The sequence below is a fragment of the Pedobacter sp. AC402 genome (genome assembly GCF_979252805.1).
Window position 1 is genome coordinate 299199 of record NZ_CEEDAI010000009.1, and the last position, 21236, is coordinate 320434.

26 protein-coding genes are annotated in these 21236 nt (G+C 38.3%); 22 read left to right on the forward strand and 4 right to left on the reverse strand.

From position 1 onward, the window contains the following. Positions 1 to 119: 119 nt before the first annotated feature. From AC0IWE_RS11805 to AC0IWE_RS11850, 10 genes are all read left to right on the forward strand, one after another. Positions 120 to 2096: a PAS domain-containing sensor histidine kinase gene (locus AC0IWE_RS11805; RefSeq protein WP_471794032.1), complete on the forward strand. Its 1977-nt coding sequence runs from the start codon at positions 120 to 122 to the stop codon at positions 2094 to 2096. A 495-nt stretch (positions 2097 to 2591) separates the two neighbouring features. Beyond that, positions 2592 to 4475: a type VI secretion system Vgr family protein gene (locus tag AC0IWE_RS11810; protein WP_471793224.1), complete on the forward strand. Its 1884-nt coding sequence runs from the start codon at positions 2592 to 2594 to the stop codon at positions 4473 to 4475. 2 nt (positions 4476 to 4477) lie between these two features. After that, on the forward strand, positions 4478 to 5338 hold the full coding sequence (locus AC0IWE_RS11815; RefSeq protein WP_471793225.1) for a hypothetical protein: 861 nt from the start codon (positions 4478 to 4480) through the stop codon (positions 5336 to 5338). A gap of 2 nt (positions 5339 to 5340) precedes the next feature. Further along, on the forward strand, positions 5341 to 6996 hold the full coding sequence (locus AC0IWE_RS11820; RefSeq protein ID WP_471793226.1) for a PAAR-like protein: 1656 nt from the start codon (positions 5341 to 5343) through the stop codon (positions 6994 to 6996). A 1-nt stretch (position 6997) separates the two neighbouring features. Beyond that, the gene (locus AC0IWE_RS11825) at positions 6998 to 7735 is read left to right on the forward strand and encodes a PoNi-like cognate immunity protein (protein WP_471793227.1); all 738 of its coding nucleotides are present in this window, start codon (positions 6998 to 7000) and stop codon (positions 7733 to 7735) included. Further along, positions 7713 to 8477: a PoNi-like cognate immunity protein gene (locus tag AC0IWE_RS11830; RefSeq protein WP_471793228.1), complete on the forward strand. Its 765-nt coding sequence runs from the start codon at positions 7713 to 7715 to the stop codon at positions 8475 to 8477. The genes AC0IWE_RS11825 and AC0IWE_RS11830 overlap by 23 nt, the downstream gene beginning before the upstream one ends. A gap of 5 nt (positions 8478 to 8482) precedes the next feature. After that, on the forward strand, positions 8483 to 8758 hold the full coding sequence (locus tag AC0IWE_RS11835) for a hypothetical protein (RefSeq protein ID WP_471793229.1): 276 nt from the start codon (positions 8483 to 8485) through the stop codon (positions 8756 to 8758). Beyond that, positions 8745 to 8927 carry a hypothetical protein gene (locus tag AC0IWE_RS11840; protein ID WP_471793230.1) on the forward strand — a complete coding sequence of 61 codons (183 nt, stop codon included), beginning with the start codon at positions 8745 to 8747 and terminating at the stop codon, positions 8925 to 8927. The genes AC0IWE_RS11835 and AC0IWE_RS11840 overlap by 14 nt, the downstream gene beginning before the upstream one ends. Then, positions 8924 to 9391, forward strand: coding sequence for a hypothetical protein (locus AC0IWE_RS11845; protein ID WP_471793231.1), 468 nt, complete (start codon positions 8924 to 8926; stop codon positions 9389 to 9391). Before AC0IWE_RS11840 ends, AC0IWE_RS11845 begins: the two co-directional genes overlap by 4 nt. Before the next feature lie 10 nt (positions 9392 to 9401). Beyond that, entirely contained in the window at positions 9402 to 9743 is a 342-nt protein-coding gene (locus AC0IWE_RS11850) for a hypothetical protein (protein WP_471793232.1), read from the forward strand. Between the two features lie 509 nt (positions 9744 to 10252). On the opposite strand, the gene AC0IWE_RS11855 is transcribed toward AC0IWE_RS11850, so the two are convergent. Then, positions 10253 to 10582 carry a hypothetical protein gene (locus AC0IWE_RS11855; RefSeq protein ID WP_471793233.1) on the reverse strand — a complete coding sequence of 110 codons (330 nt, stop codon included), beginning with the start codon at positions 10580 to 10582 and terminating at the stop codon, positions 10253 to 10255. 362 nt (positions 10583 to 10944) lie between these two features. Between AC0IWE_RS11855 and AC0IWE_RS11860 the strand changes: the two genes are divergently transcribed. From AC0IWE_RS11860 to AC0IWE_RS11875, 4 genes are all read left to right on the forward strand, one after another. Beyond that, positions 10945 to 11715, forward strand: coding sequence for a DUF4142 domain-containing protein (locus tag AC0IWE_RS11860; RefSeq protein ID WP_471793234.1), 771 nt, complete (start codon positions 10945 to 10947; stop codon positions 11713 to 11715). 201 nt (positions 11716 to 11916) lie between these two features. Then, positions 11917 to 12645 carry an AraC family transcriptional regulator gene (locus AC0IWE_RS11865; protein ID WP_471793235.1) on the forward strand — a complete coding sequence of 243 codons (729 nt, stop codon included), beginning with the start codon at positions 11917 to 11919 and terminating at the stop codon, positions 12643 to 12645. Further along, positions 12645 to 12809: a helix-turn-helix domain-containing protein gene (locus tag AC0IWE_RS11870; RefSeq protein ID WP_471793236.1), complete on the forward strand. Its 165-nt coding sequence runs from the start codon at positions 12645 to 12647 to the stop codon at positions 12807 to 12809. The genes AC0IWE_RS11865 and AC0IWE_RS11870 overlap by 1 nt, the downstream gene beginning before the upstream one ends. Positions 12810 to 12876: 67 nt before the next feature. Continuing rightward, the gene (locus AC0IWE_RS11875) at positions 12877 to 13614 is read left to right on the forward strand and encodes an SDR family oxidoreductase (RefSeq protein WP_471793237.1); all 738 of its coding nucleotides are present in this window, start codon (positions 12877 to 12879) and stop codon (positions 13612 to 13614) included. A gap of 202 nt (positions 13615 to 13816) precedes the next feature. Here AC0IWE_RS11875 and AC0IWE_RS11880 read toward each other — a convergent pair whose 3' ends face one another. Both AC0IWE_RS11880 and AC0IWE_RS11885 read right to left on the reverse strand, forming a co-directional pair. Further along, the gene (locus tag AC0IWE_RS11880) at positions 13817 to 14758 is read right to left on the reverse strand and encodes an alpha/beta hydrolase family protein (RefSeq protein ID WP_471793238.1); all 942 of its coding nucleotides are present in this window, start codon (positions 14756 to 14758) and stop codon (positions 13817 to 13819) included. A 139-nt stretch (positions 14759 to 14897) separates the two neighbouring features. Then, a complete protein-coding gene (locus tag AC0IWE_RS11885; protein ID WP_471793239.1) occupies positions 14898 to 15770 on the reverse strand; it encodes a helix-turn-helix domain-containing protein in 873 nt (290 codons plus the stop codon). Between the two features lie 267 nt (positions 15771 to 16037). Here AC0IWE_RS11885 and AC0IWE_RS11890 point away from each other — a divergent pair, with 267 nt between their 5' ends. From AC0IWE_RS11890 to AC0IWE_RS11925, 8 genes are all read left to right on the forward strand, one after another. Further along, a complete protein-coding gene (locus AC0IWE_RS11890; RefSeq protein ID WP_471793240.1) occupies positions 16038 to 16256 on the forward strand; it encodes a hypothetical protein in 219 nt (72 codons plus the stop codon). 376 nt (positions 16257 to 16632) lie between these two features. Further along, positions 16633 to 16917 (forward strand): response regulator, encoded by a 285-nt coding sequence (locus tag AC0IWE_RS11895; RefSeq protein WP_471793241.1) that lies wholly within the window; start codon positions 16633 to 16635, stop codon positions 16915 to 16917. Between the two features lie 301 nt (positions 16918 to 17218). After that, positions 17219 to 17473, forward strand: coding sequence for a hypothetical protein (locus tag AC0IWE_RS11900; protein ID WP_471793242.1), 255 nt, complete (start codon positions 17219 to 17221; stop codon positions 17471 to 17473). 231 nt (positions 17474 to 17704) lie between these two features. Next, positions 17705 to 18031 (forward strand): hypothetical protein, encoded by a 327-nt coding sequence (locus tag AC0IWE_RS11905; protein WP_055904851.1) that lies wholly within the window; start codon positions 17705 to 17707, stop codon positions 18029 to 18031. A 103-nt stretch (positions 18032 to 18134) separates the two neighbouring features. Then, positions 18135 to 18497, forward strand: a complete 363-nt coding sequence (locus AC0IWE_RS11910; RefSeq protein WP_055904854.1) for a response regulator transcription factor — start codon at positions 18135 to 18137, stop codon at positions 18495 to 18497. A 472-nt stretch (positions 18498 to 18969) separates the two neighbouring features. Beyond that, complete coding sequence (locus tag AC0IWE_RS11915; protein ID WP_471793243.1) at positions 18970 to 19365, forward strand: Hsp20/alpha crystallin family protein; 396 nt, start codon at positions 18970 to 18972, stop codon at positions 19363 to 19365. Positions 19366 to 19447: 82 nt separating this feature from the next. Further along, positions 19448 to 19756 carry a hypothetical protein gene (locus AC0IWE_RS11920; RefSeq protein ID WP_471793244.1) on the forward strand — a complete coding sequence of 103 codons (309 nt, stop codon included), beginning with the start codon at positions 19448 to 19450 and terminating at the stop codon, positions 19754 to 19756. A 35-nt stretch (positions 19757 to 19791) separates the two neighbouring features. Continuing rightward, on the forward strand, positions 19792 to 20301 hold the full coding sequence (locus AC0IWE_RS11925; RefSeq protein ID WP_055904866.1) for a response regulator: 510 nt from the start codon (positions 19792 to 19794) through the stop codon (positions 20299 to 20301). A 46-nt stretch (positions 20302 to 20347) separates the two neighbouring features. Here the strand turns inward: AC0IWE_RS11925 and AC0IWE_RS11930 are convergent, their stop codons facing one another. Beyond that, positions 20348 to 20788: a response regulator gene (locus tag AC0IWE_RS11930; protein ID WP_082458647.1), complete on the reverse strand. Its 441-nt coding sequence runs from the start codon at positions 20786 to 20788 to the stop codon at positions 20348 to 20350. Between the last annotated feature and the right edge of the window lie 448 nt (positions 20789 to 21236).

The window sequence follows — 21236 nt, forward strand, 5'->3', positions numbered from 1 at the left end:
TAAGGGCCATCCCGCTTTTATTTACCGTTTTATTTTATGTTTTTTTGGATATTAAGTGACGCCATATTGATTATGACTTCATATTAAATTTATTCCAATTTGCATATCTTTGACTATTGATGAATACCGAAGAAAGACCGCACGACAACAATTTTAACGACGAACTGATATTCCAGGCACTCCAGTCATCTCCAGAGCCTACTGCAATTTATAGTGGCGAAGATATGGTGATCCGTTTTGCAAACGATGGAATGCTGGCCCTATGGGGGAAAGATATTTCGGCAATAGGCAAAACACTATTAGCGGCCATACCAGAACTTGAAGGTCAGCCGTTTTTGCCCCTTCTTCAGCAAGTATGGCATTCGGGCGTTACCTACTCCGTAACAGATGCCCCTGCACAACTCATCAAAAATGGAATGCCCACCATCGGTTATTTCGATTACGAGTACAAAGCATTAATAGGTAGCGATAAAAAAACTTACTGCATCTTAAATACAGCAAAAGATGTGACAGCAAGAAGAGCTTACCTCGAACGTATTCAGCACAAAGAAGAAAAAGAACAGGCCCTAATTGAAGAAATGGCGACCACAATGGAGGAGCTGACTTCTACAAATGAAAACCTGAACAGTTCACTTAAGCTTTTAGAAGAAAGCCGCGAACACGTAAGAACCATTATTGAACAGGCACCAGTTGGCATTGCGGTGTTACAGGGCCCAGATCATATTATTGAAATAGCCAATCCCGCAATCCTGAACATATGGGGCCGCAAAGGAGAAGAAGTAATTGGCGAACCACACCATACAGCCAGACCAGAACTTAAAGGACAGCCGGTAAACGCATGGTTGAATAATGTTTTTTTAACCGGCCAGCCGAAGATTAATAAAGAATTTTTGGTAAAACTCCGTCATAACGGTGGATTAAGGGAAGCCATTGTAAACTCTATTTATCAGCCCATAATTACAATGGGTACTGTAACAGGTGTATTGGTGATCCTTGAAGAAATTACCCAACAGGTGCTAGATCGCCGCAGAAGCGAGAAAGACCAACAGATGCTTGCCCTTGCCCTCGATGCAGGAGAACTGGCAACATTTTATTATGAACCGGCAAGTAACCTCTTTTCTGGCAACCCATTGCTAAAATCGTGGTTCGGACTTACAGCAGATGAAAACCTTGATTTATCATTGGCGTTAAATTCCATTCACGATGATGATAGGGAGAAAGTAACCGCAGCCATCAGCGAATCGTTAAGAGATGGATCAAATGGCCACTATTTTATTGAATACCGGATAAAAATTCCTCAGGAGACTAACGATAGAATGGTACAGGCCAGAGGAAGAGTATTTTATAATTCAGACGGTAAAGCTGCAAGCCTGAATGGAACTTTAAGGGATATTAGCGAACAAAAAAAGGATGAGCAGCGAAAAGACGACTTTATGGCCATGGTTAGCCATGAACTTAAAACGCCATTAACATCTTTAAATGCCTATTTACAGGTACTCCAACGCCAGGCATCGCTTGCAGAGAACACAGCACAGCAAAGCATACTTGAAAGGTCGGTAAGGCAGGTGCGCAACATGAATTCCATGATCAATGGCTTCCTGAATATCTCCCGGCTGGATTCGGGAAGAATGCTGATCGAAAAATCAGCAATTGACCTTAAAAAACTATTTGCCGAATTGGAAGAGGAAATGCTTTCCACAATCCATACCCATATTATCGAATTTGAACCTGCGGAAGCATTAACGCTGATTGCAGACCGGGAAAAAATTTCACAGGTTATTCAGAACCTGATCGGAAACGCAGTTAAATATTCTCCAATGGGAAGCAAGATCACCATTGCCTCCAGGAAATTAGTACCTGATAAAGTACAATTTTTGGTAAGTGATGAAGGTATAGAGATTGCAACAGAAGACCACGAAAAGATATTTGAGCGGTACCATAGGGTTCAAAACCCACAGATCGGATCGATTGCCGGTTTTGGAATCGGCCTCTACCTCTGCCGGGAAATTATCGAACTGCACCAGGGACTAATTGGTGTAGAAAGCGGTAATGGCAAGGGAACAACCTTTGTAGTGGAACTTCCGATAGGAAATTAAAAACCGCTTATTTCACTTTCAAAATTGACTCCAGTTTATTGTGTTGCGTTATATTTTGCGCAATACAAAAGCTTCATTTCTTAATCTTTCTTCTCAGCTAATTACTGTGCTGTTTTCATTCCCCACCCCAATTCGGGGAAATTTAGAAACAATACGGGGAAAAATTACACGCCTTTTATAAATGCATCGTTTCGCATTATCCTTGTGTATCATTTAAATATTAAGCTGAACAAAAAATAAATATTTCTCTCAGCAATTGCTTTTAGTCGCTTAATGCACTAAAAACAGCAATTATTCATGATAGGAATGGGCTTTTTCACCACATCCGGCATCATCCTAACTTTTTCATACCTCATTATTAACACTTTAACTTACACAGGGTTTGATTTTTGCCTTATCTGTTTGATGCGGATGCTTAAAACAAATAATTAATGCTCACCCTAATCAAAAGCGAAAGCGAGCATACTTGTTTACAGGCATTTTAAAAAACCCCTTATGGAGAACAAACTTATTGCGGAAATCAATATAGAAGATAAAGCCATTAATCATTTTGATGCCTTCATCCTTAAACAACAGTTTAACGGTCACCATTATTTTGAACTTAGGCTCAAACATGATCAACTGGCAATTCCTGGCCTGATACGGCTAGACGATAGCAGAAATTTTGTGGGCAAAACGCTTACGGCTTCTTTTGGCCACCAAGCGGATAAAATGCAGGAATTTGCTGGCCTGGTTACAAAAGTGGAACTGGCACAGGATCATGGTTATCACGGTGTACTCATTGTGAGTGGTTACAGTCCAACCATTTTGATCGATCGCGGGCCCGACCTTGGCTCCTACCTCGCCAAAGACCTGAATGAGATTGTAAAGCTGGCCACAAAAGATACCCCGGCCAATGACTTAAAGATTGTGAGCAATGCCAGTCGTAAAACGCCGATAGATTACCTGATCCAATATAAGGAAAGTGATTTCGAGTTTTTGAACCGGCTCTCCGGAGAGTACCACGAGTGGTTTTATTATGATGGCACACAGCTTAATTTCGGCAAACCCGATAATCAGAAAGAAGTAGCATTGTTTTACGGGCGCGATGTGCAGCGTTTGCAATATTCAATGGAAGTTGCACCGATAAAGCACAAACGTTTTGCCTACAACCCCAGGCAGGATGAAATGCTGGAGAACGAAAGTAGTGGCACAGCAGCTGGAAGCCCCGATCTGGCACATGCGATTGAAGCCTCCAACTCCATGTACAGCAAAACGTTCAATCAACCTTCCATGATTAGGGTTGATAACAGCAACGACATCAAAAGCCAAGTGGAAAACGAAGAAAAGGCCAATATTTCTGAACTGTTGAAAATCAGTGCCAAAGGCGATAACGCAGAACTGAGTATTGGCAGCATTGCCGAAATTACGATGAGCATTAAACAGGAGCTTGCTTTTGTATCCGAAAGCCTGGGCAAATTTCTCATTACCGGAATCAATCACCACATCGACGTAGCAGGAAAATACCACAACACTTTTGAAGGGCTGACAGCGACAACAGAACGCATCCTGGTGAAGAATTACGAAAAGCCTGCACCGGATATGCAACTCGCCGATGTACTGGACAATGACGACCCTCAGGGCCAGGGCCGGATCAAAGTAAAATTTAAATGGGAATGCCTCACCAACGATCCCAGTGAATGGTTAAGGGTAGTTAGTCCGAATGCTGGCAGCGGCGATACAGGCAAAAACCGGGGCTTCCATGTGATACCCGAAAAAGGCGATCAGGTTGTTATTGCCTTTGAAGAAGGCAATGTGGCCCGCCCTGTTGTAATGGGCAGTGTTTACCATGGCAAAAGCGGTGATAGCAGCGGTTTTAAAAACAGCAATACCAAGGGCCTTACCTCAAGAAAAGGCAGTGCCCTAACTTTTGACGACCTGAACCATGCCCTTAACATGGGAACCAGTGCAGCAAACTTTATCAATATCAAAAACGGACAGGCTTTGTTAACAGCGCAGGCAGGCAATAAAATTGTAATCCATACGGGCTTAAGTACAATTACCATGGATAAGGAGGGGCATGTATCGATCACCGGAAAATCCTTAAGCGTCGATTTTTCTGAAAGCATCGATATCCAGTCGCCAAAAATAACCATGGGCAATCTTGCCCCTGCTGAGGGTGCTACACCTGAACAAACGGCCGCCGCAACAAAAACCATTGATATAAAAGCAGAAACCATTACCGCTGAAGGAAAAGACCTGATCGATGCGCAGGCCAAGGCCATGAACCTGGCCGCATCTGAAAATGATTTCACGATTGATGGGCAAAAGAACCTGACGATAGGCGCAGCAGCAACCGCTTCCTTAAATGGTGGCAAGGTAGAAATCAATAAGAGTTAGCCATGCTGCACAAAGAAACCTATCCAATAAATTTTGGATTAAAAGCAGGAACATCGGCAACTTACCGGATAGAACAGCAGATCAGTTATACAGTTGATGGTTACGGATATCATAATGAAATAAAAACAGAAGTGCAGCTTTCGGTAGAAAAAAAGACGGAAACAAACAATCTGTTTTCCATCCGGATATTAAAACAATGGCAGCTTAAAAATAATGGAACAGACGCAGTTGACCTGAGCATGGCCCAACTGAGAAAGGAACTCAAAATTGAAACGGATATACAGGGCAACATACAACAGGTAACCAACCTGGCCCAGATTAAGGAAGAGTGGCTAAAAATAAGGCCCGGGCTTGCAAAAAAATATGCAAATGATGCAAAAAATAAAGAACTGATTAACGATGCAGTTTTAACGCTCTATACGGATGATGGGTTGAACAAGGCGGTGCGGTCATCATACCTGTACCATGCGCTACTGCCGGGATTATTGCGACAGCGTTTCAGTAAAAGCAACAATTATTCTGTTGGGGGTTACCGTGAAATACGCAATGCATTTGGTAATACTTCATTGCCCTTTAAAACAACAGTTACGCTGGCAGATTACAACGGGGAACTGGACAGTTGCACCATAAAAATAGATGGGGAAATAGACAGGGAAAATTTTGATCAAAACAGCGTGACCGAAATGTTCAGCCATCTGCTTGACATTTATAACCTTGATGGCCGTGTTGATGGCTTTCACCTGGAAAGTTATGAATATGATAAAAATAGTTTGCCCGTACAGTCGTCACAGCTAACGCAATATGCGATTGAAGGCGTGCTGATGTACCGGAGCAGTTGCATCCTTACACCATTAAACAGTTAGCTATGGCAAAAAAATACGTTCCAGACGGAGCCTATCTGGTATGCAACAAAGGGCTTGGATATGGAAAGTTAAAGGTAACCAACCATAAAAATGTAAGCCTGTACGGTAAGCAGTCGGCCACCGAGGGCGATAAAATACCGATGGTAAACATACCCTGCCTTGGCATTTGCTCCATTACTAAAACCCCATGCCAGCCTGTCCCCATCCTGTGGCAAGGGGTGCAGGAAGGCATTACCATTGGCCCCTACCGCAAGCTGCTCGAAGATTCAAAACTGCCATGCGGTATCGGTGGTAAAATCGGCATTCATTTCAGTGTAGCGGCAGCCCTTGCTGCTATTGATGCCAATGTATCGGCAATGAAAAGCCGGCAGGTTAAAAGCCTTGGCGCAAAAGTGGATGATTGGTTTCAGAAAGGCTTTGATGCGCAGGAAAAAGCCAACAACAAGATTGGCGGAATCTACGGCAAATATGAAAATTTTAAACTCGGTGTTAACGAAGGGATTTATGGTGGTGTAAAAGGCATTGGTGAAGGACTTTTGTTCCTCGGCGAAATGAGCGACAAAGCACGTGGGGCAGCCCTGCACGCAATAACCCACCCAACAGAAACCACAGGTAAAATAAAAGATGCAGCGGTAGCCACTAAAAACACGGTAAGCAGTGCCGCTGATTGGGTTACCACCGATGGGAACGTAGAAAAAGTAGTAAAAGATTTTGGGCAGGCACACGTAAATGCCTATAATTGGGTAACCACATCGGGTAACGTTCAAAAAGCAGCGGGCACAGCTCTCAACAACACTGGCGAAGCCCTGAAAAATGCTAAAAATTGGGCGGTTAAGCAAAATCCCCGCGATTGGGGCAGATATACCGGACGCGGTGGCTTTGAAGCTGCACTAATGTTTACAGGTGTTGGCGAAGCCAAAGCCGTAGTAAGTGATGCGGAGGCGGCAAATGTAATAGGTAAAACAGGCGAAGCAGCTAACGTATTATCCAAAACAGCTGAAGCTGCAAGATTGGCTAAGGTAGCCGAAGAAGCCAATGCAGCGGCAAAAGCTGCCGAAGCAGCAAATGCGGCAGAAAAAGCAAAAACTGCAAGAATGCTTGGTGAGGTGGTATCAGAAAGTGCGGATGATATACTTAAGGCCGCTTGGGAAAAAAAATGGAGAGAGGTATTTGATGAAGATCGAATTGAGGAGGCCTACCAAGCTTATTGTAAGAAAAAAGGAAAAAATGCGCGTAGTAAAGCCGATTGGTTTAAAGGCAAAAATGGCAAGGGCGGGTATGAAAATACCCTAAAAGGGAAAATGGGCGAATACCAGGCCGACCAGTTTATGGCAAGCAAAGGATATAAAAAGCTTAATCATAACGGCGAACTTATAGATCCTTTAAGTAAAGCAAAAGGGAAAGGTATAGATGGGGTGTGGCATGATCCAGGCCCGCCGCCAAAGTATATTATTAGTGAAACCAAATATGGCTCTGGTAAACTGGGTAAAGATCAGTTGACAAATAAGTGGATTAAAAGTAATTTAGATGCTGCAATTAATGAAGAAAAACATTTGGATGCGATACAAAGGGCGTTAAATAATGGTACTGCGGAAAAGCAATTGCTTAAAGTAAATGATAATGGCAAAGTAATTACAGAAATAATAACAAAGAAATAAGATGGAAAAGAGAGAGCCATTAATGACTGTGGAGCATTTTAACAATAGGATTTTAAGCCGAATAAATCATATTAAAGAATATGAAACTGAACTCCAAGATTTCGATAATTTAAGTGGGCCATATTATACATTATATACAGATCATTTAAAGTTACTAACTTCAAAATATTCTGCAGGCTATATTATACAAGAATTAAAAGACAATGTAGCACAAGCTATAAATTGGCTAATAAAAAACATAAAACACCCTGACCATGACAATTTCTATTTAGATAATTTAGAAGATTATCTAAATTTTTTACAACTATTATCATTGGGATTTTTATTTAACATTAATAAAACAGTATTGATAAACCTGTTAGATCTATTTGAAGCGGATGGTAAGAAAGATGGAGACGCCTTATTGGATAAAATTGCTTTAAGCATTGAACCAAACAGAAAACAAGGAAATAAACTACAACACCCCAAAGCCTATCAATCACTTTTAGATGCCATTAATGCCACAAAAGAAGAGCAGGCAAAACATATGCAGAAATTTTTAAAAGGCTGGTACAAAAGCATGCGCAAATGTGGCTGGCAAGATATTCACATTAGTCCTGGCAAAAGTAATTTTAATGGTTACTGGTGTTGGGAAGCTGCCATGGTTACTTTACTGTACAATATTGATGATAGCAGCTACCGAGATATGCCTTTTTACCCAAAAGATATGGTTGACTATGGAAGGCAACATCAAAAATAGTATGCAAAAAAGGGAACCATTATTTACAGAAGAACATTTTATAGAGGTAATTAACTTCTTTACTGAAAAAATAAATGAAACAAAGCAAGATGTTAACGAACATCTTGAAGAATATAAAAACATAAGCTTTGTCTATTATTGTTTTTATGGAGATAACTGTGATTTATTGACTGCTAAATACTCCACTAGCTATCCAATTATAGATCTAAAAGATAATGCAGAACAGGCGATATATTGGTTGATTAAAAATAAAAAACATCCTGACAGTAGTCCATTTTATTTAGATTCTTTGGAAAGCTATCTAAATTTGCTTCAACTTCTATCCTTCAATGTCCTATTTGATTTAGATAAAGAACAAATAAGTATTTTATTAAATTTGCTTGCCCCGGAGGGGGAAGACGCCTTATTGGATAAAATTGCTTTAAGCATTCAACCAGATAGAAAACAAGGAAATAAACTACAACACCCCAAAGCCTATCAATCACTTTTTGATGCTATTAATGCCACAAAAGAAGAGCAGGTAAAACACATGCATAAATTTTTAAAAGGCTGGTATAAAAGCATGCGCAAATGTGGTTGGCATGATGTACACCTTAGTGTCGGTAAAGATAGCTTTCCCGGTTATTGGTGCTGGGAGGCTGCCATGGTTACTTTACTATACAATATTGATGATAGCAGCTACCGAGATATGCCTTTTTACCCAAAAGATATGGTTGACTATGCAAGGCAACAAAATTTATAAATTATATGTCTGATTTTGATAAAAAAGAACGTTTGGCTTATCTAAAAGAAAAAATAAGCAAACTAGATACAACACTTTCTCCTTTAATGGAAATGGCAGCAACCCTGGGTGTGAAATTTGATTTTAGTCTTGACAGCCTCGACTACTTGGAGCTGATCTTAATGAAAATTAGTCCAGATTTTAACCTGCCCGAACATAGTGGCCTATACGAAGATAGCTGGATTTACCTTGGCGAAACCTACAGGCGCGTACTAAAGGGCAAATGGAGTGATTGCCGATGATGAAGATTATTACAAAGAGAGCCATGATGGTTTACCCATGGTTACCGATTTTGATCCTTATAATTCAGAGCTCTTTCCAATGATTATTATTGATGTTTTCATGGACCGAAAAACACCTCAATTAATGCGTCAACAAGCTGAACAATATTTAGGTTTGACCAAGCCATGAGTTTAGAAAATTTAAGCAAAGCAGAATTAGAGGAAAAATTTGAAAATTTTATTTTCAACATTGACGATTATCTAGAGAGTTTTATAGATAAAGCAGAAGAACAGGGTTACAATCTAGATTATTCGACCAATAGCTTGAATGATTTAGAAAATTACTTGACAAAAAACAAAATTGATAAGGATAACGATGATGTTAATGATGCTGCCGCCTATTTTGGGGAAGTTGTAAGGAAAAACTATGGAGGAAATTGGATATGTAGCTTGGATATTGAAAATAATTCTCTTTATTACGGAAAACCTGTTATAGTCGGTCATACGCAACCAAAAGATTTGCAACTTTCTCCTTTTGATTCTGTATTAATCTTTGTTATAAGACCACGCAAAAATCATTTTCTCAAAGTTGTGAAAAATCATATTGACCCAGAAGAGCTAGATTTAGATGAATTTCCTACAGAAAACGGTTGATAGATAGAGCATGACAGTCGACGAAATCTATACAGCTATTGCCAAAGAAATCTTAAATGTGATTAATAACGAATGGGAAAAAGCTTGCCTGGAATTTGAATTTGTTGGGGAGGGAGTTGTAGGCTATACTGGTGATTATTTTAAAAATGATACTAGAAAAAATATTGAAGTTGAAAATATTGATGACAGTATTAGTGATTGGTTAAGTGAACTTCACGAAATAACTACAGAAGGTGGTAACAACAAATGGAACCGTTCCGTATTTACACTATTCTCTACAGGTAAGTTCGATATGGAATTTATTTGGGATCAGGAGTTAAACGATGAAATAGAGCGTTTAAGCAAGGAATAATAATTAATTACCTGGGCCTTATGAACATAGCAAATAACCTAATAAATGAAATTATTCAAATCTCAAATTCCAATATCATATCAGATAATTGGGATAGCTTTACTATAAATATTTTCGCAATAAATAAAATGATATCCATTAAAGCATTAAGCTTATTCTAAGAAAAAAGGGAAAAATGCGCGTAGTAAAGCCGATTGGTTTAAAGGCAAAAATGGTCAGGGCGGTTATGAAAATACTTTAAAATGGCAAATGGAGCATTGCCGATGATGAAGATTATTACAAAGAGAGCCATGATGGTTTACCCATGGTTACCGATTTTGATCCTTATAATTCAGAACTCTTTCCAATGATTATTATTGATGTTTTCATGGACCGAAAAACGCCTCAGTTAATGCGCCAACAAGCTGAACAATATTTGGGTTTGACCAAGCCATGAGTTAAAAAAACTTAACAAGTTCTATAGAATAAACCACTCCTCTCCATTTTGTAAGGCACTAATAATTAATAACTTATCTTCTCAGCGCAATTAAGCCGATAGCCAATAAAACAGGAAGGAGGAAATATTCTATCCCCTTATCAAAATTACAATTAATTACACTATAGTTGCCGTATGTACCTGGGTATGTGATAAGCCCATTCCGGATAATGCAAGGTGTCCCAACGGTCATAGGAGGAAGACACATTGCACTGGCATCGAAACTGGTACCATAAAAATTGTACTCACCGAAAAAGGATGTTGTATAAGCAATCCCAGTGCTGTTTCTCCGGCAGGCAGGCTGAGCTGAAATTTGTAAAATAAATAGAAATACCGATGCGATCGAGAGTAAGAGATGTTTCATTAATTGTTTGGTTTTACTGTATTGCGTATATGAACGTAGCAGTAAAACAGGCGGTTCTTATTCATTTTGTTCATCTAAATTCCCACCCAATAAGGAGAAATTTGCTATGAACTCCAATAGCACCAAATAAACACAACCCACTGGTAATGAAACGATAACATCAACATCATTTCTCTTTATTAATAAAACTATCCTTTGAATTTAAATCCACGATTTTAAATTCGCTTATGATCAACATCCGGATCCTTATTATAGATAATTCAGGTAAGGCAGCGCTATCCGAAACATCGAATTAGCATAAACTTTCATGAAATAAAAAGGTTTTTATTAAAGACAATAATAAATTCACTACAATGAAAATTATGAAATTATTTCTTGCTTCTGCCATTATATCGATCAGCCTTCCGCTATTGGCGGTAGCGCAGGCACCAGTAAAAACGAAGGCAAATGCCAAAGACAAACAATTCGTTGAACAGGCCGCACTGAATAACTTTAAGGTTGTTGGTGCTGCCAATATGGCCAAAAGAGTAGCACACGACGAAAAATTAAAAGCCTTTAGCGAAATGGAACTTTCAGAACACAATGAGGTGAACATTCAGCTGAAGAGTTTAGCTAAATCGATAAATATTGATTTACCAAAAACTTCCGATAGTAAAAATGGAAAAACATTAAGCGGTAAAAGTGAAGATCGAAAAATAGGAACTAAAACAAGTAGTTCAACATCAGCAATACTTTCTGATCAAAATTCACAGGGTAAAGCTATTCCGAAAACCGGTGAAGGAGCCAATAACAGTGCGAATGGAAATGCCAGCGGTAGTATGATTTCTGGATCAACATCAAATACAAATGGAGGTACGTCAGATGAGATGAATACAGACGCCAGGAAAATATTAAATCAACAAAATATTAGTGACGCATTACACGAACTTGGTAATTATGACGGACTGGCCTTCGATGGCGTTTATGTTCAAATGATGATCAGCGACCATGAAAATGCTGTTGCGCTTTTTGAAGCGGCCGAAAAATCAACAGATCCTCAAATTAAATCCTTTGCTTCCAAAAATCTATCCATCCTACGCCGCCATTTAAAAACAATAAAAGAAATCCGGATTCCTTCCAACGTCGGTCATTAAATTAATTAAAAAGTCAGTTCAATACATTAATAGGCTCAGCAGTAAGTTACTTCTTTATGTTTCCATAGTATAATTATTTTCGGCATTAAATAGGTTATGCTTCTGTTTACAAAACACTTACAATCTTTTTAAAACAAAAAATTAAGGAACGTTAAAATTCAGAGTGTTGCATAAGGAACAAATTAATCATAGTTTTAACTGATGAACATTGCTGAACATACCCAACAACTTCCTATTTATTCCCTAGTTCCGGATCGGTTAACAGCGAACAAAAACTTCAGGGTATATAATTTTGAAGGTAACCTGCCGGATGAAGAAGATTTATTATTGCCTCACCGAAAAAATCATTATCTGGTCGTTTTAATGAGGAAGGGAGAAACCCGGCAATGGATCGATATGACTCCTTTTACACTTAAAAGCAATACAATATACTTTTATATTCCTAACCGGATTATTGTTAAAGAAGGCATCGATGCGCTTTGGGCAACAGGCATTGCCTTTACTAAAGAATTTCTAAATATGCAAGGAGATGTTTCTATAAACAGACTTCCAATTATCGAATGCCCGCAAGGTGGCCATGAGCTGCTTCTGACGGATAATGATCTGCTTTTTATTGAAGATTTGCTGGGAAAAATAAATAAAGAATATATCAATCCGAATGATTGGCAACAGCGGATGCTATCGGCATGCCTTAACCTTTTACTCACCTATTTAAGTCGCCTGTATACCGAACAATACAAACCACAAGAAAATTCTCCTGAAAAAACCCTGCTGCGCAGCTACCAGTCAAAGGTAAACGAATCTTTTCGCGAGTTAAAAGAGGTTGGAGCGTATGCCAGCCAGTTAAATATTTCGGCAGGACATTTAAGTGAGGTGGTTAAAATGCAAAGCGGAAAACCAGCCATCAAACATATTCATGAACTCGCGTAGTGCTTGAGGCAAGACGACTGCTTTTCTATACCAATGATTCATTAAAAGAAATTGCATTTGATCTTGGCTTTTCTGATGCCTCATACTTTAACCGTTTCTTTAAACGCGAAACAGCATTAACCCCTGCAGAGTACCGTGCAAGAATCCGTAAAATGTACCATTAATACCGCTGTATGTATAACAAATTACAATGCCAGGTCGATTAGATTTGCAGTGTTAAATAAAATAAATATGAAAACAGCATTAATAACGGGTGCAAACAAAAGTATAGGTTTTGAAACCGCCAAACAATTAATAAAAGAAGGCTATTATGTATATCTGGGCTGCCGCGATTTAGAAAAAGGCCAGCAAGCGGTTAAGCAACTGGAGTTGGAAGGACTGAAAAATGTGGAACCCATTTTAATAGATGTGAACAACCCCGCCTCCATAAAAGCAGCGAAAGTTCTTTTAGAAAGTAAAATTTCTGTGCTTGATGTATTGATCAATAATGCGGGCATTGCAGGTGGTTTTCCTCAAAATGTATTGGAAACAGCTGTTGAAACTTACCGCGATGTTTTCGACACCAATGTATTTGGCGTGATAGAGGTAACACAAGCTTTTACCCCGATCCTTAAAAATTCAGAAGCACCAAGAATTGTAAATGTAACTTCAGGTTTGGGATCACTCACTTTGCATTCCGATCCATCATGGAAATATTATCCGGTTAAACCAGTAGCTTATCTGGCATCGAAGGCAGCACTTAATGGTTATACCATTGCATTGGCTTATGAACTTCGTGATACACCGTTTAAGGTAAATGCAGTTGATCCGGGATATACCGCTACAGATTTTAATCACCACAGTGGCCCCGGAACTGTTGAAGATGCCGCCTCAAGGGTTGTTAAAGCAGCTACATTGGATACAGACGGACCAACAGGCCAGTTTTATAGTGATGACAATTCGCCTGAAACAGGAATTAGTCCTTGGTAATTTTAATCGATTCCAGCCTATGCTGGGAGCAATTGTTTTCTTTATAATACCTTTTTCTGAAAATGCGGGCTGCAGTTCTTATCAACTGGCAGCCCTTATTCGTGGAATTAAGATTACTCGAATCATTCTGCCCATTAAAAACCTGGTTTATTGAAAAGCTATAAACAGAATGCGCTTTAACAATAGGTAATTTGATTTTCAATTACTTAACATCTATTTTTCCTATTGCATCAGCACTTTCAATCAACCACTTAGAAGCTTCTGACCAGGAATTATTTTCTGGATACAAAGCTGAGGTAAGATAAGCCCAGCTCAAATATGCAACTGCCTCCACCCGATCAGGATTTTCATCAGTTGTTTCTGCGGCTTCATAACCCGAAATTCCGCCAAGGCCATGCTCTGCACCAAAAAGAGTAAGCAAGGCGTTCGCACCTGGGCTTAAATAATAGGCATCGGTAAACCATTCCCAACCGCGAACCGTTAGTGCCGATATATCCTTATTCCCTGCCACAACCAGCGAAGGGGTGGTCATCTCGGTGTAACTTGGATTCATAAAAGGAAAATTCTCGGCTGCGAAAGCACTTAAATCGGCTCCTCCTTTTCCTGCTGGCGTTAATAGCACACCAGCTTTAATCCGGTCATCAGACAAATCTTCACCTAGTTTTCCATCGGGTTGAATAATCCTTGCCCCTAATAGCATACCTATAGTTTGTGCGCCAAAAGAATGGCCTACAGCGGCAATCCGGTTTCGATCTGTACGGCCTTTAAGTCCAGGGATGTACCCTTCAATTACATCAAGCTCATCAAGCATGTGTTTTACATCCTCAACCCGGAATTTCCATAACAAAGGTGTGCGTGGATCATCAGCCGGGATCGCATACCGTCTTGAATCGAGAAAAGTACACTGCACAACAACAAAACCATGTGCTGCCCAAAAGTTTACAAGCGGTGCATAACTATCTAATGACTGGCCATAACCATGCGCAAATACAATAATCGGCAAATTATTTCCAGTAGAGGGCGCAGAAATACGTACCTGCAGTTCGTTACCACGATTATTAAAAGTAGCCATGTTTATCGGACTAACTGTTATAACTGGTACGGGTACACCGAAAGGTGCTTTAAATTTTAATTTTTCCATCATTTTTGCAATAAATTATAAAAGAAATGCTTCGGCAAACCTTGCTGAATAAAATCTCATTTTATTACTTCAAAATTCTGGTTATTAGCGTCGTAAAGCTAAAGAGAATCAAACCAAAAAGTATGATATTCATACTTTTCATTTATCCCTTTCTAAAGGAATTTGGTATGCTGCCGGTAACCCTTTTAAAATAATTGTTAAAATAGGTAGGGTATTCAAAACCAAGCCCATACGCAATTTCAGCAATACTCCAGTTGGTATGCTGTAAAAGTGCCTTTGCTTCAGCTGCAATACGCTCTGCAATATGAATAGAAATGGGTTTACCTGTAACTTCCTTTACAGATCGGTTTAAATAATTTACATGTACTGCAAGGCTTTCGGCAAAGTGTTGTGCAGTACGCATCCTCAACGGATTTTTTATATTTTCAATTGGGAACTGTTTTTCAAGAAGCTCCATAAACAGGTGGGTCATCCTTGTAGCAGCATTTTTTTCCTGAAGCCTTTCCTGGGGCATAATTCGCAATGCTTCATGGATAACAAGGTCGATACAGTTTTTGAACATTTCATCTCTATGACTGTAATCACTACAATAAACAAGGAGCATCCGTTCATAAAGCCCGGAGATAAACGCCGCCTGCTCTTCATTAACAGGTACCACTGGCATCCCTTCAAAGCGGAATATAGCAGCATTAAGCAAACTGTCTGCACGTTCCCTTCCATCAATAAAACTTTCGGTAAAAAGACAGGCGTAACCACTCTGGCCGGGCGAGAGGTGTTCAACAGAATACGGAATATGAGGGTTTCCAAAAAAAAGAAAAGTGCCGTTTACAGGAATGGTTTGATCTCCATAACAAATTTTCATGTCACCTTTACCCAACACAACTTTATAATAATCCCGTCGCCCGTATACTAAAGGAGGATATGCCTCACCGGCAATCCGATGAACTTTATACCCCCTGGTTTGCAATTCATTTTTTTTAAACCCGGCCACACTACATTCCAATACTGACTTCATCCAACAAAGTTAATAAATTCAAACTTTTTTCTTGATGAAGTAAAAGAAGATAAAGAAGCATTTATTAAGGAAAAAACAGCAGAATTGCTTAAATAAAATCCCCATAGTAAGCAATACAGGCTTTAATTTTGTAAAAGCATTTTGATTTAACCAAGCTTATCACCAAAACATACAGCAAGTTATTAACCAATTTAACCTGAAGGTGTGGAATAAAAGATTTCCTGGCAAAGCTTTTTATACATTATCTTTGCATTAATGAGTTTACCAATGCGAATCACCTTTGAAAACAGAGATTACACCTACAGTGTGCTCACTAAAAACATCAATAAAGATACTGTAGAATTTAAGATCAGTGTACAGGGAGAAGAACTCACCCTGGTTCGAAGCGTAAATAAGGAATGGGTATGCCCTGAACTAACCGTTGGCAACAACCACAACCTGCTTAAAGCAATAGGGAAAAGTATCGCCCTGAGGTATCGTCTTTAAAAATAGTTCAACTCTGGTTTAAATTCATTTCACCTATTTCGCAAAATTATTTGTGCTCATTTTCGCATATATACCCTTTTTAAACAAGTAATTAACATCACAGACGGGGTTAACTACCAAATCTTCAATACAACTACTGGTTTTGCTTAGGATGAAGGAAACATTAAAAAGATGTTTTGTAATTTTCCAGAGATCAGAAACCAAATGCGGTATACCAATAAACTAAAAACCGATATTTTACTAAAGGCTAAGCAGTCTATCGTAGCATAAGTATTCATTATGGATAAGTTGTGGGTAAAAATCTTTATTTGGATAATGTGAAACAACCATCTATCGATTGACGCAAAAAAACATATGGCAAAAATACTTGTACTTGATGACGACCAGAAGCAATGCAGAAGTGATACAACTGGCCCTCGAAGACCAAGCTTTTATTGTTACCAGTATCTGCCACTCCGACCAGCTCGAGAAAACCATAACCGACTTTCAACCCGACTTACTGGTAATGGATATCTTATTGGATAAAGGCGACGGCAGGGAACTCTGCAATATAATTAAGAAAAATACTGGCACTGGCCATATCCGGATTTTATTGATTACTGCTATGTTAGAATCGCCAGGCACTAAAAGTACCGAGCCTTGCAGACGATATTATCTTTAAACCTTTCGACTACAAAAACTTACATCTAAAAGTATGTCGATTAATTAGTTAATAAGAATCAATGGCAAAGCGGATGACCTGATGAAGAATAACCTTAAATAAATATTTAACAAACTTTCCAGAATTTGATATTGTTTTTTATAAGCTTGGTTTTTTCGATAAGGGTTGCTGTTCTATTGAATCTGCAGCCCTTACTCGATTTTAAAGAAAATTAACAGTAAACAACCGGGTTTTTCATCAACCAAACTTAAGTTGAATTAACCTGAAAGCGAAAACTTAAATAATTCATTTACAGCATTATATGAAACTTAACACTTCACTCCTAAACATTATCAATAAAACATATCAACCGGATAGCTTCTTGGAAATGAAATTTGGCCGTTATGATCTTGCCCTTAAAACTGACACAGATGGCCGGGCAATTATGATCTTTCTTGGCAAAAAGGATGCTAACGGAAAAATCAGGGGCGATCGCTATGCCAGAAGATTAAAATTTGGAAAAAACAACGAATTGATTAAAGACCATTGGGAACATAAAGGTCCGGCGACACCATAAACAACATCTGTTTGTTTAAACACCCTTAATAAATTCATTTTGCAAACATTATAGCTGATTTATAGCCATTTATAACAAAAATAAAAAACCAAAATACAAAGCTCAATGTTTTATCAATGTTGCTAAATAAAAACGGGTAAGATATTCCTAACGATCACAGATTATAACAATAAAATTAACACAAAAAAGCATCAACAGCAATTTCCTTATTTTTATCAAAAAGCCATCAAAATGAATATTCCTGAAGAAAACCTGATTAAAATACCGCTTAAGGGTATTGCCAAAAAACTTAACCCATCTGTTTTTCGAAATGGCGGTTCGGTTTGCGTACTTTATGGTACAGACCCTCAGCATGGTATTTTTGGCTGTGGAAATTCTGTTGAAGAAGCGCTGGATGATTGGGACACTAACCTGCGTAAAGCGGTAAGCAGTGATATTGATATTAAAAGGATAATTGCAAATATCGATCCGCCTGAAGACGTTAAAAATTTCCTGAATGAATACCAGTTACGTGCTAAAAATGATGACACCGCTTATCGGTTAAATAAAAATTATTAGCATATCTTATAGTACAAGGTTGAAATTGAAATTCTACTTTTTCGATAATTAAAACAATTTAATGGATTAAACACTTATAGTAGGTATAACATTAGGTTAGATTATGGCAAAGAAAATATATGTTCTCGAAGATGACCCGGATATAAGGAGTATTATTGAGATGATTCTTATTGATGAAGAATATGAAGTAATGAGTTTCTCCACAATTAATGAATTTATGCAAGATAAGCATGAACATGCAGATTTGTTTCTTTTAGATATCAGGCTGCCTGACGGGAATGGAATAAATGTTTGTGAAGCACTCAAGAAAGGTTTTAATACGAAAAAAGTTCCTGTTTTAATGATGAGTGCCCATTCTAGCCAAACCGAAGTAGAAAACTCTTGTAGTGCGCAGGGTTTTATTGCCAAACCTTTTGATATAAATTATTTGATAAACCAGGTAGGCTACAGCATTGCCCACAATTAAGAAATTTAACGAGGTGTATTCAATGTATTAATTGAATACACATAAAATGATCTACCACTACGCTATTTTTGAATCCAAAATTCACATCCATCTTTCCTTTTGCGAATAAGCGTATCCTTCTCTCTAATATATCCTAATTTTTATCACTTTATTACAGCTACACTGTGGCTTGTGCTCTATTTATGTGCGATAATCTTGGTAAAAGAATATCTAAATGCCAGCTGAAAATTTTTCAGCGCTAAACTGAAAAATTTTCAGGAAAAATGCTTTTTTTTCAGTTTTAATGAATTCAAAGCACCAAAATATCGATTAAAATACTATTGGCACGCAGCTTGATCTAAGAATCCCAGAACCGCTTAAGGTTTTAGAGAAAATTAATTAATTTATAGTCCGTTTATTATTAAATTATTAAAAGGAGAATTCACTATGACATTGGTTAAATTCAATCCAGGAAAAGAAAAACAGTACATTATTGCCAGGCTTTAATGACATTTTCGAATCCGTATTAGACGACACATTTTTTTCAGACCGCCGCACCAACAACATTCCTGCTGTAAACATTTCAGAATCCAATGAGGAGTATCACATCGAACTTGCAGCTCCTGGACTGAAAAAAGAGGATTTTAAGATTTCGCTTGAGCGTGACATGCTGACCATCTCGACAGAACAACGCATGGAGAACAACGTATCTGAGAAAACCTATAACAGACGGGAATTTAGCTATTCTGCATTTACCAGGGCATTTACGCTTCCTGAAAGTGCGGATGTAGATAACATCCAGGCCACCTACAATGATGGTTTGCTTAAGCTTACTCTGCCAAAAAAAGAGGAAGCAAAAGCTGTTTCCCGACAAATTGCGATTAGCTAATTATCATTAAAAATGCCGCTTAAAGCGGCATTTTTAATTAAAGTTAAGTCTATTGAACATTGCAAACCTAAAACCTGAACAAATGGAATCAACATTAGAAATTACATTGGCACTTCATTTAAAGGGCACTGAAATTACGTATGGAAAATTTGCATTGGGAAACGACCGAAAAACCGCCATTGAAACGTTTAACCTTCTTAAAGGAGCAAAAGAGCACACGGGTGGCTGTATAATTCAGGTTGTGCTTGCCCAAACCCTGGCAGATCTTCCTATCCCGCTGGATACAATATTTTGCAACATGGACCAGCTAAAGGAAAATGTAGGTATTATTTCGAGAGAAATTTTTCGCATTGCACAGCTCGAAGAAAAGACAATTAAACCATTGCAGTAGGAAAAATAAATGATTAAATTAGTAGTATAAACAGCATGTTTACAAGTTTAGATGGTTTTGAAAATTATAAATCTCCAACAAAGCAAAAACCAGGTATAATGGAAGCAAAAAAAATATTTATTGTTGAAGATGATTTGATGCTACTTGAAACTTTACAGGAAATTTTTGAGTTGCACGGCTATCAATGCCAGGGCTCCCCTGATCCTGAGAAAGCAATTGGACTCATTGCAAACTACCGCCCTGACCTTGTAATTTTGGATTATATGCTGCCTGAATGGAACGGAGGAGAACTTTGCGGTGCCATCCGCGCTTTAGATGGATTTGAATACGTTCCCATCATTATTACTTCAGCTTATACTCAAATTCTATTTTCATTAACCGACTATGGTTGCGATGCCATATTGGAAAAACCTTTTTCAATTCAGCAAATCACCCAGCTTGTTAGCGATCTGCTTTCAGAAAAAAGAAGCGATAGTGGATTACTTCCAAAAATCAAAACGGCAATTAAAAATGCTGTGCAGGGTTTTAAGGCTAAAAATATTTAATCAGTTTTTGAGCTAATGTTAAACAGATTGATGATATAATTTGGAATTATAAATCAGAAATTTCCTCTTCACAGGCTTCTGATTTTGCAATATACTTACGTAAAATAGTGTAAAGCTCCTCAATATCAAATGGTTTGCGGATATAATCATCAAAACCATGTTTATCATAATCTAAATGGATATTTGAATTGCAACTCAAGGCAAGCACGGGTAGGCATGGATATTTTTCCTTGATAAGCGCACATATCTCCGCTGCTTTTTTTCCGTCGAGCCGATAATCCAACACCACAACATGTGGGCGGTAATCGGCTATCTTTTCCATAAAGTCAGGCTCAAGCCCTAACGATCCCATTACGGAAAATCCTCCCATCTCTAACGCGAGAATGAGTACGTCCATTATAGATTGTTCGGTTTCCTGTATAAGCACTTTGCCCATAGCGTATTCACAATTAGATCGCAAAGATATACAATTCGACCGATGTTCCATCCGTCAACGTAGATGTCGTATCTTAAAATCGGAATAATCAATTTACGTTAACACGGTATTTTGCAAATAAAGGCGTTTAATACAGATAAAACAAAAGAATGAATATAAGATAGCGATACATTTTACCTTAAATGGAATTTTTCTAAATTATAATTCTTCTAAAAGTTAAAGCATTTCAAATCTGTGGGTTTTAATTGAACCTTTATTAAATGGCTGATAATTCTTGTTCGTTGAAAAATCATCTTAAAACAACGCAAATTTACAGATCAAAGTTATGAAGCAAATATCAGAATCAACACCCGAATAAACGAAATTGTTGAAGAAATCCTGCCGGAAAAATTAACAAATCAAAATGTTGATGAAGAACCTGAAAATAAACCATTGCAAAAAACCGATGCAGTGGAACGTAAATGTGGATGAATTACATTTGAGCTTCTCCCAATAGTGG

What these genes read in the sequence shown, in the direction of transcription:
- AC0IWE_RS11815 (WP_471793225.1), top strand. Translation starts at nt 4,478, where the DNA reads ATGCTGCACAAAGAAACCTATCCAATAAATTTTGGATTAAAAGCAGGA.
- AC0IWE_RS11850 (WP_471793232.1), top strand. Translation starts at nt 9,402, where the DNA reads ATGACAGTCGACGAAATCTATACAGCTATTGCCAAAGAAATCTTAAAT.
- AC0IWE_RS11830 (WP_471793228.1), top strand. Translation starts at nt 7,713, where the DNA reads ATGGAAGGCAACATCAAAAATAGTATGCAAAAAAGGGAACCATTATTT.
- AC0IWE_RS11920 (WP_471793244.1), top strand. Translation starts at nt 19,448, where the DNA reads ATGGAATCAACATTAGAAATTACATTGGCACTTCATTTAAAGGGCACT.
- AC0IWE_RS11855 (WP_471793233.1), bottom strand. Translation starts at nt 10,582, where the DNA reads ATGAAACATCTCTTACTCTCGATCGCATCGGTATTTCTATTTATTTTA.
- AC0IWE_RS11825 (WP_471793227.1), top strand. Translation starts at nt 6,998, where the DNA reads ATGGAAAAGAGAGAGCCATTAATGACTGTGGAGCATTTTAACAATAGG.
- AC0IWE_RS11805 (WP_471794032.1), top strand. Translation starts at nt 120, where the DNA reads ATGAATACCGAAGAAAGACCGCACGACAACAATTTTAACGACGAACTG.
- AC0IWE_RS11905 (WP_055904851.1), top strand. Translation starts at nt 17,705, where the DNA reads ATGAATATTCCTGAAGAAAACCTGATTAAAATACCGCTTAAGGGTATT.
- AC0IWE_RS11880 (WP_471793238.1), bottom strand. Translation starts at nt 14,758, where the DNA reads ATGATGGAAAAATTAAAATTTAAAGCACCTTTCGGTGTACCCGTACCA.
- AC0IWE_RS11860 (WP_471793234.1), top strand. Translation starts at nt 10,945, where the DNA reads ATGAAATTATTTCTTGCTTCTGCCATTATATCGATCAGCCTTCCGCTA.
- AC0IWE_RS11820 (WP_471793226.1), top strand. Translation starts at nt 5,341, where the DNA reads ATGGCAAAAAAATACGTTCCAGACGGAGCCTATCTGGTATGCAACAAA.
- AC0IWE_RS11885 (WP_471793239.1), bottom strand. Translation starts at nt 15,770, where the DNA reads ATGAAGTCAGTATTGGAATGTAGTGTGGCCGGGTTTAAAAAAAATGAA.
- AC0IWE_RS11930 (WP_082458647.1), bottom strand. Translation starts at nt 20,788, where the DNA reads ATGGAACATCGGTCGAATTGTATATCTTTGCGATCTAATTGTGAATAC.
- AC0IWE_RS11890 (WP_471793240.1), top strand. Translation starts at nt 16,038, where the DNA reads ATGCGAATCACCTTTGAAAACAGAGATTACACCTACAGTGTGCTCACT.
- AC0IWE_RS11925 (WP_055904866.1), top strand. Translation starts at nt 19,792, where the DNA reads ATGTTTACAAGTTTAGATGGTTTTGAAAATTATAAATCTCCAACAAAG.
- AC0IWE_RS11910 (WP_055904854.1), top strand. Translation starts at nt 18,135, where the DNA reads ATGGCAAAGAAAATATATGTTCTCGAAGATGACCCGGATATAAGGAGT.
- AC0IWE_RS11895 (WP_471793241.1), top strand. Translation starts at nt 16,633, where the DNA reads ATGACGACCAGAAGCAATGCAGAAGTGATACAACTGGCCCTCGAAGAC.
- AC0IWE_RS11900 (WP_471793242.1), top strand. Translation starts at nt 17,219, where the DNA reads ATGAAACTTAACACTTCACTCCTAAACATTATCAATAAAACATATCAA.
- AC0IWE_RS11845 (WP_471793231.1), top strand. Translation starts at nt 8,924, where the DNA reads ATGAGTTTAGAAAATTTAAGCAAAGCAGAATTAGAGGAAAAATTTGAA.
- AC0IWE_RS11810 (WP_471793224.1), top strand. Translation starts at nt 2,592, where the DNA reads ATGGAGAACAAACTTATTGCGGAAATCAATATAGAAGATAAAGCCATT.
- AC0IWE_RS11865 (WP_471793235.1), top strand. Translation starts at nt 11,917, where the DNA reads ATGAACATTGCTGAACATACCCAACAACTTCCTATTTATTCCCTAGTT.
- AC0IWE_RS11835 (WP_471793229.1), top strand. Translation starts at nt 8,483, where the DNA reads ATGTCTGATTTTGATAAAAAAGAACGTTTGGCTTATCTAAAAGAAAAA.
- AC0IWE_RS11875 (WP_471793237.1), top strand. Translation starts at nt 12,877, where the DNA reads ATGAAAACAGCATTAATAACGGGTGCAAACAAAAGTATAGGTTTTGAA.